The sequence below is a fragment of the Ruegeria arenilitoris genome (genome assembly GCF_013031355.1).
GTDB lineage: Bacteria > Pseudomonadota > Alphaproteobacteria > Rhodobacterales > Rhodobacteraceae > Ruegeria > Ruegeria arenilitoris_C.
The window spans coordinates 201,550-216,152 of record NZ_WPZO01000005.1; the positions used below are offsets into that span (position 1 = coordinate 201,550).

Below are 14,603 nucleotides of genomic sequence, written 5' to 3' on the forward strand. Positions count from 1 at the left end.
GCCCCTTCGACACATGAGGTCCGCCATGAATGTTCCTGTCACCGTCGAAAAATCACCGTTTCATGTTGGCGAACACGCCATGCAGGCCCGCGTGGGGAAACGGGAAAAGGTCGAGAAAATGGGTTGGGACTTTATCCGCCCTTACATGCCCGACCAGCATCGGGAGTTCTTTGGCAAGCTGCCTTTCATCGTTCTGGGCAGCGTGGATTCCAACGGGTGGCCCTGGGCGTCAATGATCTCGGGCAGACCGGGGTTTGTCGGCTCGCCCAATGACCGGCAACTGGACGTCGCTATCCGACCGCTGCAGGACGACCCACTGGGTGCTGCCTTGAAAATCGGCGCGCCTATCGGCGTCGTGGGCATCGAACTGTCCACGCGTCGCCGCAACCGGATGAATGCGACCGTGCGTCGTGTCGACGAAGACGGATTTTCGCTGGATGTGGTGCAGTCCTTTGGCAACTGCCCCCAGTATATACAAACCCATGATGTGACCTTTGTTCGCGAGCCTGAGGCCGATGTTGTGCGCCCCCGCAGCGACCGGTTCTCTGAACTGGACGCGCAGGCCCGGGAAATGATTGCGACTGCCAATTCCTTTTACGTCGCCAGTTCTGTGAATACGGCTGAACACACAGGTGTAGACGTTTCACACAGGGGCGGGCGTTCGGGTTTCGTCAAGGTTGATGGCAACAGCCTGCTGGTCCCAGACTTTGCCGGCAACAACTTCTTCAACACGCTGGGCAATTTCCTTGTGAACCCCCGGGCAGGCCTGTTGTTTCCGGACTACCGGACCGGTGATCTGTTGATGCTGACCGGAACGGTAGAGGTTCTGGACGAAGATCATCCCGAAATCGCTGCGTTCCAAGGCGCAAACCGCGGCTGGCTGTTTCATCTGCATCATGGGCTGCGCATCCATGACGCCTTGCCGTTTCGGACTGAGTTTCTGGAATTCTCGCCCAACAGTTTGATGGGCGATGACTGGAAAACGGTTGAAGCCCGACAAAAGGCGGAAATGCAACGAAACCAGTGGCGCACCCTGCGGGTCGCCTCGGTGCGCGATGAAAGCGAGCTGATACGGTCTTTTACCTTTGAGCCGTCGGACGAGTTGCCCCTGCTGCCGTTCGAAGCGGGTCAGTTTCTGTCGCTGCGCGTACAGCCCGAAGGCGGGACGCCAGTGACCCGGACCTACACGGTATCCTCGGCACCGGGGGAGTCCAGTTACAGGATTTCAGTCAAGCGTGAGCCCGGCGGTGCGGTGTCGAACCATCTGCACGACGCGCTTTCGGTCGGAGATCTTATTGAGGTCCAGGCGCCCAAGGGCCAGTTCTTCCTGAACCCGGACGAGACCCGCCCCGCCGTTTTGTTCGCCGGAGGGGTCGGCATCACACCGATGATCTCGATGGTTCGCCACGTCCTGAACGAAGGCCTGCGCACCCGTCATACCCGCAGGCTGACCGTTTTCCACGCGGCGCAAACCTTGGCGCAGCGGGCCTTCCATGCGGATTTGCGCCGGGCTGAAGTCTCTGGCGACGGCAAGATCCGTTATGTCTCGGTTATCTCGCGGCCCGAACAGGATGCGCGCGTGGGTGTGGATTTTGATGCCACGGGCTATATCACGCCCGCGCTGATCCGAGACACGCTGCCCTTGGATGACTATGATTTCTTCCTGTGCGGCCCACCGTCCTTCATGCAGGCCATCTACGACATGCTGCGCGAGCTGGGCGTACGGGACGGTCGGATTTTTGCCGAAAGCTTCGGCCCCGCCGCTCTGAAACGGCAATCCGATGGCGCCAAGCCCAAACCAAAGCCCGAGGCCGAAGTGGCGCGGGTCACATTTGAGGCCAGCAGTCGCAAGGCGAAGTGGGAACATGGTGGACCGACCCTGTTGGAAACGGCTGAGGCGCAGGGGCTGGAGCCGTCCTTCTCGTGCCGCTCGGGCTCATGTGGCAGCTGCCTGACACGAAAAATCGCTGGTAAAGTCACCTATCGTACTGAGCCGTCGGCAGATCATTCCGAAGATGAGGTGCTGATCTGTTGTGCCGTACCTGCCGAAGGGACAGCTGAGGTGATACTGGATCTGTAGCATGACCTGGCAGAAAGGGTTCGAGACATTGGCGCGGACGCGGGTTAGAAAGATAAGATTGCACCTGCGATCAAGTGAGGATTTCCGATGACCGACCCAAAACTCAGAACCACCTCGGGCAATGGCCGAATTTATGACAGCGTGCTCGACACGATTGGCAACACGCCCACGATCCGTATCAACAATCTGGGGCCCGAAGGCGTCAACTTGTTCGTGAAGTTCGAGGCGTTCAACCCGGCCGGTTCGGTCAAGGATCGCCTTGCGGTGAATATCATCGAAGCCGCCGAACGCAGCGGGGCCTTGAAGCCCGGGCAAACCGTGGTCGAGGCGACCAGCGGCAATACCGGTATCGGTCTGGCCATGGTCTGCGCGCAAAAGGGCTACCCACTGGTAGTCACAATGGCCGAGAGCTTTTCTACTGAACGCCGCCAGCTGATGCGGATGCTGGGGGCCAAGGTTGTGCTGACGCCCAAAGAGGCAAAAGGCTTCGGCATGTATCGCAAAGCCGCCGAACTGGCCGAAAAGCATGGCTGGTTCCTGGCGCGCCAGTTTGAAACACCGGCTAATGCCGAAATTCACGCAGCCACGACCGCGCGGGAAATTCTGGGCGATTTCAACGGGGAACCGCTGGACTACTTTGTGACTGGCTATGGGACCGGCGGCACGATCACTGGTGTCTCGCGTGTTCTACGCGCCGAGTGGCCGGATACGAAAATCATCCTGTCCGAGCCTGCTAACGCGCAGCTGGTGGGCAGTGGCATTGCGACCGAGCGGGGCAAGGATAATGATCCCGTTTCCAGCCACCCGGCGTTCGAGCCGCATGTGATTCAGGGTTGGACGCCGGATTTCATCCCCTCGGTTCTGCAGGAATCCATCGACAACAGCTACTTCGATCAGTTGATCCCAGTGCCCGGCCCGACGGGTGTTGAATGGGCCCAGAAACTGGCCAGCCAAGAGGGAATTCTGACCGGTATTTCCGGCGGCGCGACCTTTGCCGTGGCCATGGAAATCGCCGAACAGGCCGAACCCGGCGCGTCTGTTCTGTGTATGCTGCCCGACACGGGTGAGCGGTATCTGAGCACACCTTTGTTCGGCGACATCTCGGTGGATATGACAGACGAGGAAACCGAAATCGCGCAATCGACGCCCGGCTACACCATCGGCTGACGCCGGGACGCCTAGGACTGCCCGAACGCGTTCCTTGCCTAACGCCTCCCGTAACTGCAATGATATTGGCAGGTTACGGGGGATGGAGCCCGGGATCGGGCAGGGGGCGCATATGCATAAAACTCGACTGTTTCTGCAGGCCGCAATCCTGATGTCCCTGCTCTGCGCCTTCCCGTTTGCGGTCCGGGCGCAGACCCAGACTTGGGCCGAGGTGAAGCCGATCATGGATCGCCGCTGTGTCGTGTGCCATAGCTGCTATGACGCGCCGTGCCAGTTGAAGCTGACCTCCCCGATGGGCGTTTTGCGCGGGGCCAGCAAGGAGGCCGTCTATCACACCGAGCGTTTGGAGGATGTCCAGCCCACCCGGCTGGGGATAGACGCGCAGACCGTTCCCGAATGGCAGGCGCTGGGGTTCCACACCGTCCTTCGCGGGCAGGATGGGGGTCTGCTGGAACGCTATCTCGAACTGGGCCATCAGAATCCGATGCCGACCAGCGCTCCCCTTCCAGCCGAGCTTGGTTTGGCGATCAATCGCCCTCTGGTCTGCCCGACATCGAATGAGTTCGACGCATTCAGCGCGGCCCACCCGCTTGCAGGTATGCCCTATGGTACAGCACCGCTTGCCGAGGCCGAGTTTCAGGCGCTCATGGGCTGGGCGCGCAGCGGTGCGGTCCTGCCACCCACCGCGCCCGACATTCCCGACGCGATCCTAGCCCAGGTCGCGGATTGGGAAGTGTTCCTGAACGAACGCGACCTTCGCAGCCAATTGATGAGCCGGTATCTGTATGAACACCTGTTTCTGGCCCGGCTCCATTTCCGGGGTGACGACCCACGGCGGTTCTTCCAACTGGTGCGCTCGACCACACCGCCGGGGGCTGAAATCGACGTAATCGCCACGCGGCGGCCGTTCGACGATCCGGGTGCGGCGCCGTTTTACTATCGGTTGCAACAGGTCACGGAAACGATCGTGCACAAGGAACATCTGGTCTATGCGCTTGGGCCGGACCGCATGGCGCGCTACCAACAGCTGTTTCTTGACCCCGATTGGACGCTGACGGACCTGCCTCCGTTTGGGGACGCGGAAGGCGGCAATCCCTTCAGCACCTTCATGCAAATGCCCGCGCGCAGCCGTTATCAGTTCCTGCTTGATGATGCGCTGTTCTTTGTCCGCAGTTTCATCCGCGGCCCCGTTTGTCATGGAGAGACCGCCGTTGACGTGATCGAAGATCGGTTCTGGGTCAGTTTCCTTGACCCGGAGGCGGATTTGTCGGTCACTGACCCCAGCTATCTGCAGGAGGGGGCCGCCTTTCTGGAATTGCCCGTGTCCGAGGCCGATGCCGGTGTGCTCGGCTCATTGCAGGGGTTTTCGCACAAGAACCAGGTCAAGTATCTCGAGTTTCGGGACGCGCGATACCGGGCCGCTCCGGTGTATCAGACGGGGTTCGATTACAATTCGATCTGGGATGGCGATGGCACCAACACAAACGCCCTGATCACGGTGTTCCGGCATTTCGACAATGCGTCGGCCATGACCGGGTTTCACGGCGGTATCCCCGAAACCTCCTGGGTCATCGATTTTCCGATCTTCGAGCGTATCTACTATGACCTCGTTGCGGGCTACGACGTGTTCGGGCGGGTTGAGCATCAGCTGTCCACACGGCTTTACATGGATGAACTACGGATGGAGAGCGAGGATACCTTTCTGGCCTTCATGCCAAGGGACGTCCGACCCCAGATACACAAACATTGGTATCAGGGCGTTCTGGCCGAATTGCACACTTATTGGCACCGACGCCGCGTCGATGATAGTTTCCCCACCGGCATTTCTTTCCAGACAGACCAGCCGAAACAGGAATTCCTTCTGACCTTGTTGAACCGTGGCAACGGGTTGTGGCCGGTGACGGACCCAATCAACAGATGCGCGGCTGAGGCGTGCCAATCGGGTCTGCCCGACGACGTGCTGCGTGAGCTGGCCGATCAAACCGGCGAGTGGGTGAAATACCTGCCCGATCTGTCGGTTCTGGCGGTCGAACAAGGCGGTGGAGAGACGGCGCTGTTCACCCTTGTGCACGACAAGGCGCATTACAACGTCGCCTTCCTGTTCGATGAAGAGGCGCGCCGGGACCCGGCGGCCGATGTTTTGACGATCCTTCCGGGGCTGATCGGCAGCTATCCGAACTTCTACTTTCACGTCCGGCAGGACCAATTGGCTCCTTTTGTCATGGTGCTGAAGGGCGTTCGGTCGCAAAGCGACTACATGGCTGCTGTGGAGCAATTCGGCGTACGTCGGACCAGCCCTGAATTCTGGCCATTGAGCGACCGGATTCACGATCTTTTCCAACAGCAGAAACCTATTCAGGCGGGCATTTTCGATCTGAACCGATACAAGGACCCGAAGTCAGGGGACGACCCCACTTAGGCGCGGCGCATTTGTTGGTCTGACACAAAGCTTGATCGACCGTGAGGGGCGATAACTTGCCCGAAATCCCCTTGGCGCCTAAGTTAAATCTATGTGGTCCTTTGCAGATATCCGTCCTGCCTATAGCCGCGCCGAGCGTGTGAGCGACGGAGTTGTGCACATTCTGGGCGTCACTCTGGCCCTTGTTGCAGTCCCGGTGCTGATCACGATCACCGCATTTCACAGGTCCGAACCCGAGGCCATTCTGGGGGTCTCGGTCTATGGCGTCACGCTGTTGCTGATGCTGACATTTTCCGCGCTCTACAACATGATTGAAAGCGACAAGTGGTCCGAGCTGCTGCGCCGTCTGGATCACTCGGGCATCTATGTGAAAATCGCTGGCACCTACACGCCGTTCCTTCTGCTCTCGGGCGGGCAGGGGCCGGGGCTTTTGATTGGTTTGTGGTCTTCGGCAACGCTGGGCTCGGTTCTTAAGCTGATTGATCCGGCCCGGTTTCGCTGGTTTGGGCTTGTCCTCTACCTGATGATGGGCTGGGCCGTTGTCTGGGCCGGCCCCTCCATGCTGAACGAACTGCCAACGGTGGTCGTTTGGCTGATGATCGCGGGCGGCGTGGTCTATACGCTCGGTGTTGTCTTTTATCTTCTGGAGCACCTGCCCTTTCACAACACTATTTGGCACGTGTTTGTTCTGACCGGCACGGTCCTGTTCTTCATCGCAATCTCTGCCCGGATTCTGCTGGCGCCACACCCGGTTGCCTGACGGATTGCGCGGTAGGTAACCTCCTCACACTCATGATCTGGCGTGAAGCCGTGGGTGTCTTCCCTGTCATAGGCCGCTAGGATTTCTTTCTGAGATATGGGTCAAGAAATGAGCATTTCGGGGGTTGACTTGCCTTGGTAGTAATCGACTAAAAGGGTCAGGAAAAATACCCGATAAAAAAAGTCGGACAGAACGAGGACTCCCCATGCTCAAACCCACGCTCAAATTCACTTCGGCGCTCGTTGCTGCGGCCCTGATCAGCGGTGCCGCCATGGCCGATCAGGCTTATGGCCCGTTCCCGGTCACCGTGAAAGGCTATGAAGGCGACAAGACCAATTCGGTTTCGTATTCCGGTCAGATCGCGCGCCACGTGTTGCATGACAGCCTGAAGAAAGCGGCCGCCAAAGGCGATGGCGGCAACAACGCGGCCGAGGTCGAGGCGCTGATGCTGGCCTATTTCAACGGCTCCGAAGGCGATCTGGAAATCATCGCGCCAGCGTCGAAAGACGGCTTCCCGGTCAAGCAAGCGACCGTGAATGAAGTTTCCAAGGGTAAGAACATCTCGGGCAAGTTCTACAACGGCGCCATGACCGCGTGGCCGGGCAACCAGTCGGGCGTCGACGTTGCGCTGCAGATGATCAAGATGGCTGCCGCATCCGAGCAGGGCTATGACCCGGTAAACGGCATGGACTGGGCGCAACTGATCTCGAAATTCACGCTGGGTGCGATGGCCTATAATCAGGCGGTCGACAACTATCTGGACGAAAAGCTGGACGCCGGCACCAAGCCCAACGACCAGCCCTACAAAGAGGGCGCCTACTACACCGGCAAAGAGCATGTCTGGGATGAGGCATTCGGCTATTTCGGTGCCGCAGCGCATTCGGCCGGCCTGTCGCCCGAACAGATTTATGCCGTGGCCAAGCAGAAAGACCTGACCGCTGCGGACGCCAATGGCGACGGTGTGGTGGATCTGAAATCCGAGATGGTCTTTGGCCCGGCTTATTATGCCGCCGGTGCCGACAAGGGTGGCAACCAGAACACCCAATACATGGCGACCATCTTCAACGCTTTCCGCGATGGCCGCGCGCTGATCGCCTCGGCCAATGGTGAAAAGCTGACCGACGCGCAGCGCGCCGAACTGAAAGCCTATGCCGATGTCATCGAAACCAACTGGGAAAAAACGCTGGCCGAGGCCACGTTCAAATATGCCGGTTCGGTTTACAAGGATATCGACAAGCTGAAATCGGGCGAGGACAGCGACAAGGCCCTGCGCAACTACGTCAAGCACTGGGGTGAGCTGAAGGGCTTCTCGATGGCGTTGCAGTCGGGCAAGAACAATCTGGGCGCAACTGCGATCGACCTGAACTGGATGATCGGCTTCAGCCCGGCGATGCCCGATGGCAAGATGGTCTCGGATATCGATGCCGACGGTAACTTTGTTCGCGAGCGCGAGATGACGCTGGATGACTATCAGGTCAACATGTTGAAAGTGCAAAAACTGCTGATCGACAAGTTCGGCATCGAAAGCCGCGCCAATGACGCAACCGCCGATCTGGCCGCACTGGCCGAAAAGCTGGGCACCACCGAGGCTGCCGAAACCGACTAAGGATCATCTGATCCTGTTCCGGCGGCCTCAGGGTCGCCGGGCTTTCCATCGAAAGAGACCCCTTGGAATTTCTCGATCATATAGGCGCGGTCTTTGCCGATTTTTCCAACCCCAAGAAGCGCGTCTTCGTGGGGTATTTGTTTTTGACCGTTCTGCTGGCGCTGGTGTGGCTGGTGGCTGTGCGACGCTCCTCGATCCGCGCGGCGGTGCGAGAGGTGTTTGATCGTACGATCCTGTTCTCCCCATCGGCGCGGGCAGATTACAAGATTTTCGTGATCAACCGGGTTTTTACCCTGTTCATCTCGCCGTTGCTGGTGTCGCAGTTGGCAATCGCAACCGCGCTGTTTTACGCGTTGCACGACGTCGATTTCCTGCAGCGCGGCCTGTTCGCGGACACGCCAAAGGCGGTGATTGTCGCGCTGTTCACCGGGGTGATCTTTCTGGTGGATGATTTCACCAAATACCTCGTGCATCGTTGGATGCACCGTTGGCCGATGCTGTGGGCAATCCACAAGGTTCATCATTCGGCCGAGACGATGACTCCGATCACCGTTTATCGCGTACACCCGCTAGAGGGCGTTCTGTACGGTCTGCGCGCGGCGGTCGCACAGGGCACGGTGATGGCGGTGTTTCTGTTCTTCTTCGGCGGCGCGGTCGATCTGTACACCGTGCTGGGCGTCAATGTCCTGTCGTTCATTTTTCACGTGACGGGTTCGAACCTGCGGCACTCGCATGTTTCGATCCGCTATTGGCGCTGGCTGGAGCACATCCTGATCTCTCCGGCGCAGCATCAGGTGCATCATTCGATTGCGCGCGAACATCATGACAAGAACTTTGGCGTTGCCTTCGCTTTCTGGGATTGGCTGTTCGGGTCGTTGCACCTGTCCGAGCAGGACAGCAAGCTGACCTTCGGGTTGAAACCGTCCGAGGCCCATGCCTCGAACCTGCTCGATATCTATTTTCGCCCCTTTCGGGACATAGCGAATGTTCTGCGGCGGCGGGTCGGGAAGGTGCGCGCTGCACTGCAAAGCCGGTCGAAACAAGCGCGCGATCCCATAGCGTAACCCCTCAAACAGCTTTGGTTCGCCGGGCGGTTCCGCGCCGACCGGACAGTTAGCAGTTGAAATTTTCCGGTTTATCGATATTAGAAACTGCAGGCATGGAGTTTTGGACAGATTATCGATAAAATGGAAAACACCACCCCCACATGGACCCGCGAGGCGGCGCAGGCCGTATATGAACTTCCTCTGATGGACCTGCTGTTCCGCGCGCAGACCGTGCATCGCGAGAATTTTGACCCCAACAAGGTCCAGACCTCCAAGCTGCTGTCGATCAAGACGGGCGGCTGTGCCGAGGATTGTTCCTATTGTTCGCAATCGGCCCGGAACGGCTCAAAGCTGTCGGCTTCGAAACTGATCGAAGTTCAGCGTGTCCTGACCGAGGCCCGCAAAGCGAAAGACGGCGGTGCGACCCGGTTCTGCATGGGCGCAGCTTGGCGCGAGCCGAAAGACCGCGACATGGACGCGCTGGTTGCGATGGTCGAAGGAGTCCGCGACATGGGGATGGAGACCTGCATGACGCTGGGGATGCTGGACGACAATCAGGTTTTCCGTTTGCGCGATGCGGGGCTGGATTACTACAACCACAACATCGACACGTCCGAGCGCTATTACCCCGAGGTCATCACCACCCGCACCTTCGCCGATCGCATCGATACGATGAACCGCGTGCAGGAAGCGGGGATCAAAGTATGTTCGGGCGGTATTCTGGGCATGGGTGAAGAGATCGGCGACCGCGTCGATATGCTGGTCACCCTTGCCAATATGGGCCCTGCGCCTGAATCCGTGCCGATCAACATGCTGATGCCGCAGGAAGACACGCCGCTGGCCGATGCCAAGCCGATCGACCCGATCGATTTTGTGCGCGTGATCGCCACCGCACGCATCATGATGCCGAAATCCTATGTGCGCTTGTCCGCTGGCCGCAGCGACATGACCGAGGAGATGCAGGCGATGTGCTTCTTCGCCGGTGCGAACTCTATCTTTGTTGGGGAAACGCTGCTGACCGCCGAGAACCCCGAAGAAGACACCGACGCAATCCTCTTTGCCAAGCTGGGGCTGCAGGCCGAAACCGTTGCCGGGCAAAGCTGTGCGGAAGCGGCTGAATGAAAGCATTGAGTCGCCTGCACTCGATGCTTGAAACGCTGGACGCCCGGCATCGACGCCGGGCGCTGGCCCCGAGGCGTGGGTTGGACTTCGCCTCGAACGACTATCTGGGTCTGGCGGACTCGCCGCTGTTGCACCGCGCTGCGCAAAAGGCGCTGGAACGGGGTGTGCCGCTTGGCTCAGGCGGGTCACGGCTGTTGCGCGGCAATCACCCGGAACATGAGGCGCTTGAAGAAGAAGCTGCTGCCTTCTTCGGTGCTGAGGCCGCTTTGTTCATGGGAGGTGGGTTTCAGGCCAATCAGGCGATATTCTCGACCTTGCCCGCGGCGGGGGATCTGATCCTGTATGACGATCTGGTCCATGCCAGCGCCCATGAGGGGATGCGCACGGGCCGAGCCGAAACCCGGTCCTTTGCCCATAACGACTTAGCAGATGCCCGCCGCGTTCTGGTGGATTGGCAGGCCACTGGCGGATCGGGGCAGGTCTGGATCGCGGTGGAAAGCGTCTACTCGATGGAGGGCGACATCGCGCCCTTGACCGCACTGTCCGAACTGGCCGTCGAACACGGGGCCATTCTGGTTGTGGACGAAGCCCACGCCACCGGCGTTTTTGGTTCGAACGGAAAAGGTCTGGCACATGGCCTGACGGCTGAGGTTCTGACCTTGCACACATGCGGCAAGGGCTTGGGGGTCGCGGGTGGCTTGATCTGTGGGTCTAGGGTGATGATCGACGCGCTGATCAACCGTGCGCGGCCGTTCATCTTTGCAACCGCACCGTCGCCGTTCAATGCGGCCCTCGTACGGGCGGTGTTGGACTATCTGCGAGCAGACACGAGCCTGACCGCCGCCGCAACCGCCCGACTGCACCACGCGCATGCCGAGGCACGCCGTACGGGCGTTCCGCAGGATGTGCTGAACAGTCAGATCATTCCCGTCATTCTGGGGGACGAAGCGCGGACGATGCAAATGGCCGCAACCTTGCAAGCGCAGGGCTTTGACGTCCGAGGTATCCGCCCGCCGACGGTTCCGCGCGGCACCTCGCGACTTCGGATCTCGGTCACCGGCAATGTGACCAACGCCGATATCAGCGCCCTGTTCGAAACACTAGCCCAGCACCAAAGCGAGGCCGCATGAGTACCGTAATTGTTGTCGGCACGGATACCGGCATTGGCAAAACCGTCTTTGCTGCGGGTCTGACCGCTGCCCTTGGCGCGCGGTATTGGAAGCCAGTGCAGTCGGGGTTGGAAGAGGCAACGGACTCGGAAGTCGTCGCAGAGCTGACCGGGGCCGAGGTGCTGTCCGAGGCCTATCGCCTGAACATGCCCGCCTCGCCGCATTTGTCGGCCGAGGATATGGGGATTGAGATCGACCCGGCCCGTCTGGCCTTACCTCAGGTGTCCGGCCCTCTGGTGGTTGAGGGCGCGGGCGGGCTGATGGTGCCGCTGAATCGCCAGGTCTTTTTCCTCGACGTGATTGCCCAATGGCAGGCACCCGTTGTGCTGGTGGCGCGAACAGCTCTGGGGACGATCAACCACACGACCCTGTCTCTGATGGCGTTACGCAATGCCGGGTGCGATGTGGTCGGCGTGGCGTTTGTCGGCGATGCTGAACCGGATGTCGAGCAGACCATCGCCCAGATGGGCAACACCCGTCATCTGGGCCGATTGCCTTTCATCGACACCCTGTCCCGAGACACTCTGACCGACGCCTTCGGCGCCATTGACGTCGACACAATCCGGAGCGCCCTGTGACCCCGCTTGAGTTTGACGCCCGCCATCTGTGGCACCCCTATACCAATGTGCTGAAACCCGGCCCGATGCACCTGATCACCGGGGCCGAGGGTGTTTGGCTGACGGCTGAAGACGGGACCCAGATGATTGATGCGATGTCGTCGTGGTGGTGCGCGGTGCACGGACATCGTCACCCGGCCATCATCGCGGCGATGCAGGCGCAGTTGGATCAGATGCCGCATGTTATGTTCGGTGGCCTGACCCATTCCCCAGCGATCGAGCTGGGCCGCAGAATGATCGACCTTCTGCCCGATGGGCTGGACCGTATTTTCTACAGCGACAGCGGCTCGGTGGCCATCGAAGTGGCGCTGAAAATGGCGGTGCAATACCAGATGGCGCAGGGCCGTAAGGGCCGCACGCAGTTTGCCACCATCCGTGGCGGCTATCACGGCGACACCTGGAAAGCGATGAGCGTCTGCGACCCGGTCAACGGGATGCATGGGCTGTTCGCGGGGGCGCTGTCCGTTCAGCATTTCCTGCCCCGCCCGCAGATCGCCTTTGGTCAGGACTGGTCCGAGGATGGCGACCTGAACGGGTTGAACGCACTGGAAGACTTGCTGGAAACCAAGGCCGACCAGATCGCGGGCCTGATCCTTGAACCCGTCGTTCAGGGCGCGGGCGGGATGTATTTCTATCACCCGACATGGCTGCAGCGGGCGCATGAGCTGTGCAAGGCCCATGACGTGCTGGTCATCTTCGATGAGATCGCCACTGGCTTTGGCCGTACCGGAGAACTGTTTGCGTTGCACCACGCCGGAGTCGTGCCGGATATCCTGTGTTTGGGTAAGGCGCTGACCGGCGGGCATATCACGCTGGCCGCCACCGTCACGACCGAGACCGTCGCGCGCCGGATCGGCGAAAGCGAAGCCGGTGTGATGATGCACGGCCCCACCTATATGGCCAACCCGCTGGCCTGCGCGGCTGCGGTTGCCAGTCTGGAGCAGCTATCCATACGAGATTGGCGATCCGAGGTTGCTGGGATCGCCGAACAGATGGAACACGAACTGGCCCCGGCACGCGGATTGCCCGGGGTTTCAGATGTGCGTGTCCTGGGTGCCATCGGCGTCATAGAAATGAAGGACTGGGTCGATCCGTCCGTCGCGCATGGGCTGGCGCCGGAAACCGGTGTCTGGCTGCGGCCCTTTGCGCGGAACATCTATTGCATGCCGCCCTACATCATCTCTGCGGATGAACTAAGCCAGGTGACATCGGCCATGGTGTCACTGGCGAAAGGCGTGTCATGAGACAGCAATGGTTGTCCCGTTCGGGCACCCAAGAGGTGCTGTTGGTCTTCGGAGGCTGGGCCCTTGGACCTGCGCCGTTTCAGGTTCTTTCCGGAGAGTCAGATGTACTGTTCGTGGATGACTACACCCGGCTGGACAACCCGCTGAGCGACCTTGCGCAATATGACCGGGTCACCCTTATCGCCTTTTCCTTTGGCGTGGCCTCGGCGGCGCACTGGCTGACGCAGACAGGGCTGCAACCGGATCAGTTGGTCGCGGTCAGTGGCACTCTGTCCCCAGCCGATACTGAACACGGCATCGCGCCTGATATGATCCGCGCTACCGCAGATCAACTAAGCACCGCCAGCTTCGCCAAGTTCTGCCGCCGCGCAGGATTGGACGGGTCTGCCCCCGCCATCGATATTGATGCCGCGCAGGCCGAGCTTTTCGCGGTGATCGAACGCGGCGCGGCGCCGGATCGCAACTTTGATCGGATCTGGATTCCACAGCGGGACCGGATCATTCCGACCCAAGCGCAACGGGCCGCATGGGCCGGGCAACAGGATGCTGTATGCGAGGTTTCCACGCCGCATGTTCCCTTTGCCGCCGGTCAAGGCTGGAAGGAGTGGATCACATGAACGCCCAGTTGACCGACCGTGTCCAGCGCAGTTTCAGCCGCAGTTTCATGACCTACCATGACTCGGCCGGCCAGCAGGCAAGGATCGCCGACCGTCTGGCACAGGATCTGCGCGAGGGTGGCGCACCGCAGCATTTCGCCTCGGCTCTGGAGTTCGGTTGCGGCACCGGTCACCTGACGCGGCAGCTTTGCAAGCACTTCGCGTTTGACACACTCACAGTCAACGACCTCTCGCCCGAGGCCGATATGACCGCTGCCACCCATGGGGCCGATTTCCTGTGTGGCGATGCTGAGACTGTGGCGTGGCCCGCGCAACCGAATCTGATCGCGTCGGCCTCGATGATCCAATGGCTTCCCGACCCCGCCGCTTTCCTACGTCGGGCCGCGATGGCGCTGGCGCCCGGAGGCTGGCTGGCCGTTTCGGGATTTGGTTCGCGGCAATACCACGAGCTGGTTCAGGTCGGATCAGCGGCCAAGGCCCCCGGGCTGTGTGGGCCGGATGCTCTGACCGCTGCTGTTGAGGGTCTAGTGGAAGTCGTCTCTGCCGGGGAAGTGGAACGACAGATGTACTTTTCGTCGCCCCGAAAGGTGTTGGAGCACCTGCGTCGGACCGGCGTAAACGGACGGGCACAGAAAACCTGGACCAAGTCCAGTCTGATGACCTTTACCAATGAATACATCCGGCAGTTCGGGGGCGAAACCGGCGTTTCGCTGACCTATCACCCGACATGGATCATCGCCCGCAAACCTGGCTGAG

12 protein-coding genes are annotated in these 14,603 nt (G+C 60.2%); all 12 read left to right on the forward strand.

Annotation, left to right across the window (positions count from 1 at the left end; translation table 11 throughout):
- Nucleotides 1-25 precede the first annotated feature (25 nt).
- The 12 genes from GOX63_RS13890 (at nucleotide 26) to GOX63_RS13945 (ending at nucleotide 14,602) form a co-directional block, all read left to right on the forward strand.
- A complete protein-coding gene (locus tag GOX63_RS13890; RefSeq protein WP_170546068.1) occupies nucleotides 26-2,080 on the forward strand; it encodes an FAD-binding oxidoreductase in 2,055 nt (684 codons plus the stop codon).
- A gap of 87 nt (nucleotides 2,081-2,167) precedes the next feature.
- Entirely contained in the window at nucleotides 2,168-3,247 is a 1,080-nt protein-coding gene (locus tag GOX63_RS13895; protein ID WP_170326592.1) for a PLP-dependent cysteine synthase family protein, read from the forward strand.
- A 112-nt stretch (nucleotides 3,248-3,359) separates the two neighbouring features.
- Complete coding sequence (locus GOX63_RS13900) at nucleotides 3,360-5,666, forward strand: fatty acid cis/trans isomerase (protein ID WP_254435958.1); 2,307 nt, start codon at nucleotides 3,360-3,362, stop codon at nucleotides 5,664-5,666.
- 91 nt (nucleotides 5,667-5,757) lie between these two features.
- Nucleotides 5,758-6,426 (forward strand): PAQR family membrane homeostasis protein TrhA, encoded by a 669-nt coding sequence (gene trhA / locus GOX63_RS13905; protein ID WP_170546070.1) that lies wholly within the window; start codon nucleotides 5,758-5,760, stop codon nucleotides 6,424-6,426.
- A 205-nt stretch (nucleotides 6,427-6,631) separates the two neighbouring features.
- Nucleotides 6,632-8,032, forward strand: a complete 1,401-nt coding sequence (locus tag GOX63_RS13910) for a DUF4856 domain-containing protein (RefSeq protein WP_170546073.1) — start codon at nucleotides 6,632-6,634, stop codon at nucleotides 8,030-8,032.
- 62 nt (nucleotides 8,033-8,094) lie between these two features.
- The gene (locus GOX63_RS13915) at nucleotides 8,095-9,096 is read left to right on the forward strand and encodes a sterol desaturase family protein (RefSeq protein WP_170326589.1); all 1,002 of its coding nucleotides are present in this window, start codon (nucleotides 8,095-8,097) and stop codon (nucleotides 9,094-9,096) included.
- Nucleotides 9,097-9,219: 123 nt separating this feature from the next.
- Nucleotides 9,220-10,200, forward strand: a complete 981-nt coding sequence (gene bioB, locus GOX63_RS13920; RefSeq protein ID WP_170326588.1) for a biotin synthase BioB — start codon at nucleotides 9,220-9,222, stop codon at nucleotides 10,198-10,200.
- Entirely contained in the window at nucleotides 10,197-11,330 is a 1,134-nt protein-coding gene (locus tag GOX63_RS13925; protein ID WP_170326587.1) for an 8-amino-7-oxononanoate synthase, read from the forward strand. Before bioB ends, GOX63_RS13925 begins: the two co-directional genes overlap by 4 nt.
- Nucleotides 11,327-11,947 (forward strand): dethiobiotin synthase, encoded by a 621-nt coding sequence (gene bioD / locus GOX63_RS13930; protein ID WP_170546075.1) that lies wholly within the window; start codon nucleotides 11,327-11,329, stop codon nucleotides 11,945-11,947. The genes GOX63_RS13925 and bioD overlap by 4 nt, the downstream gene beginning before the upstream one ends.
- Nucleotides 11,944-13,230 (forward strand): adenosylmethionine--8-amino-7-oxononanoate transaminase, encoded by a 1,287-nt coding sequence (gene bioA / locus GOX63_RS13935; RefSeq protein WP_170326585.1) that lies wholly within the window; start codon nucleotides 11,944-11,946, stop codon nucleotides 13,228-13,230. Before bioD ends, bioA begins: the two co-directional genes overlap by 4 nt.
- Nucleotides 13,227-13,847, forward strand: a complete 621-nt coding sequence (locus GOX63_RS13940; protein ID WP_170326584.1) for a pimeloyl-ACP methyl esterase BioG family protein — start codon at nucleotides 13,227-13,229, stop codon at nucleotides 13,845-13,847. The genes bioA and GOX63_RS13940 overlap by 4 nt, the downstream gene beginning before the upstream one ends.
- Nucleotides 13,844-14,602, forward strand: a complete 759-nt coding sequence (locus GOX63_RS13945) for a methyltransferase domain-containing protein (protein WP_170326583.1) — start codon at nucleotides 13,844-13,846, stop codon at nucleotides 14,600-14,602. Before GOX63_RS13940 ends, GOX63_RS13945 begins: the two co-directional genes overlap by 4 nt.
- The last annotated feature ends 1 nt before the right edge of the window (nucleotide 14,603 follow it).

What these genes read in the sequence shown, in the direction of transcription:
- GOX63_RS13890 (WP_170546068.1), top strand. Translation starts at nt 26, where the DNA reads ATGAATGTTCCTGTCACCGTCGAAAAATCACCGTTTCATGTTGGCGAA.
- GOX63_RS13895 (WP_170326592.1), top strand. Translation starts at nt 2,168, where the DNA reads ATGACCGACCCAAAACTCAGAACCACCTCGGGCAATGGCCGAATTTAT.
- GOX63_RS13900 (WP_254435958.1), top strand. Translation starts at nt 3,360, where the DNA reads ATGCATAAAACTCGACTGTTTCTGCAGGCCGCAATCCTGATGTCCCTG.
- trhA (WP_170546070.1), top strand. Translation starts at nt 5,758, where the DNA reads ATGTGGTCCTTTGCAGATATCCGTCCTGCCTATAGCCGCGCCGAGCGT.
- GOX63_RS13910 (WP_170546073.1), top strand. Translation starts at nt 6,632, where the DNA reads ATGCTCAAACCCACGCTCAAATTCACTTCGGCGCTCGTTGCTGCGGCC.
- bioB (WP_170326588.1), top strand. Translation starts at nt 9,220, where the DNA reads ATGGAAAACACCACCCCCACATGGACCCGCGAGGCGGCGCAGGCCGTA.
- GOX63_RS13925 (WP_170326587.1), top strand. Translation starts at nt 10,197, where the DNA reads ATGAAAGCATTGAGTCGCCTGCACTCGATGCTTGAAACGCTGGACGCC.
- bioD (WP_170546075.1), top strand. Translation starts at nt 11,327, where the DNA reads ATGAGTACCGTAATTGTTGTCGGCACGGATACCGGCATTGGCAAAACC.
- GOX63_RS13940 (WP_170326584.1), top strand. Translation starts at nt 13,227, where the DNA reads ATGAGACAGCAATGGTTGTCCCGTTCGGGCACCCAAGAGGTGCTGTTG.
- GOX63_RS13945 (WP_170326583.1), top strand. Translation starts at nt 13,844, where the DNA reads ATGAACGCCCAGTTGACCGACCGTGTCCAGCGCAGTTTCAGCCGCAGT.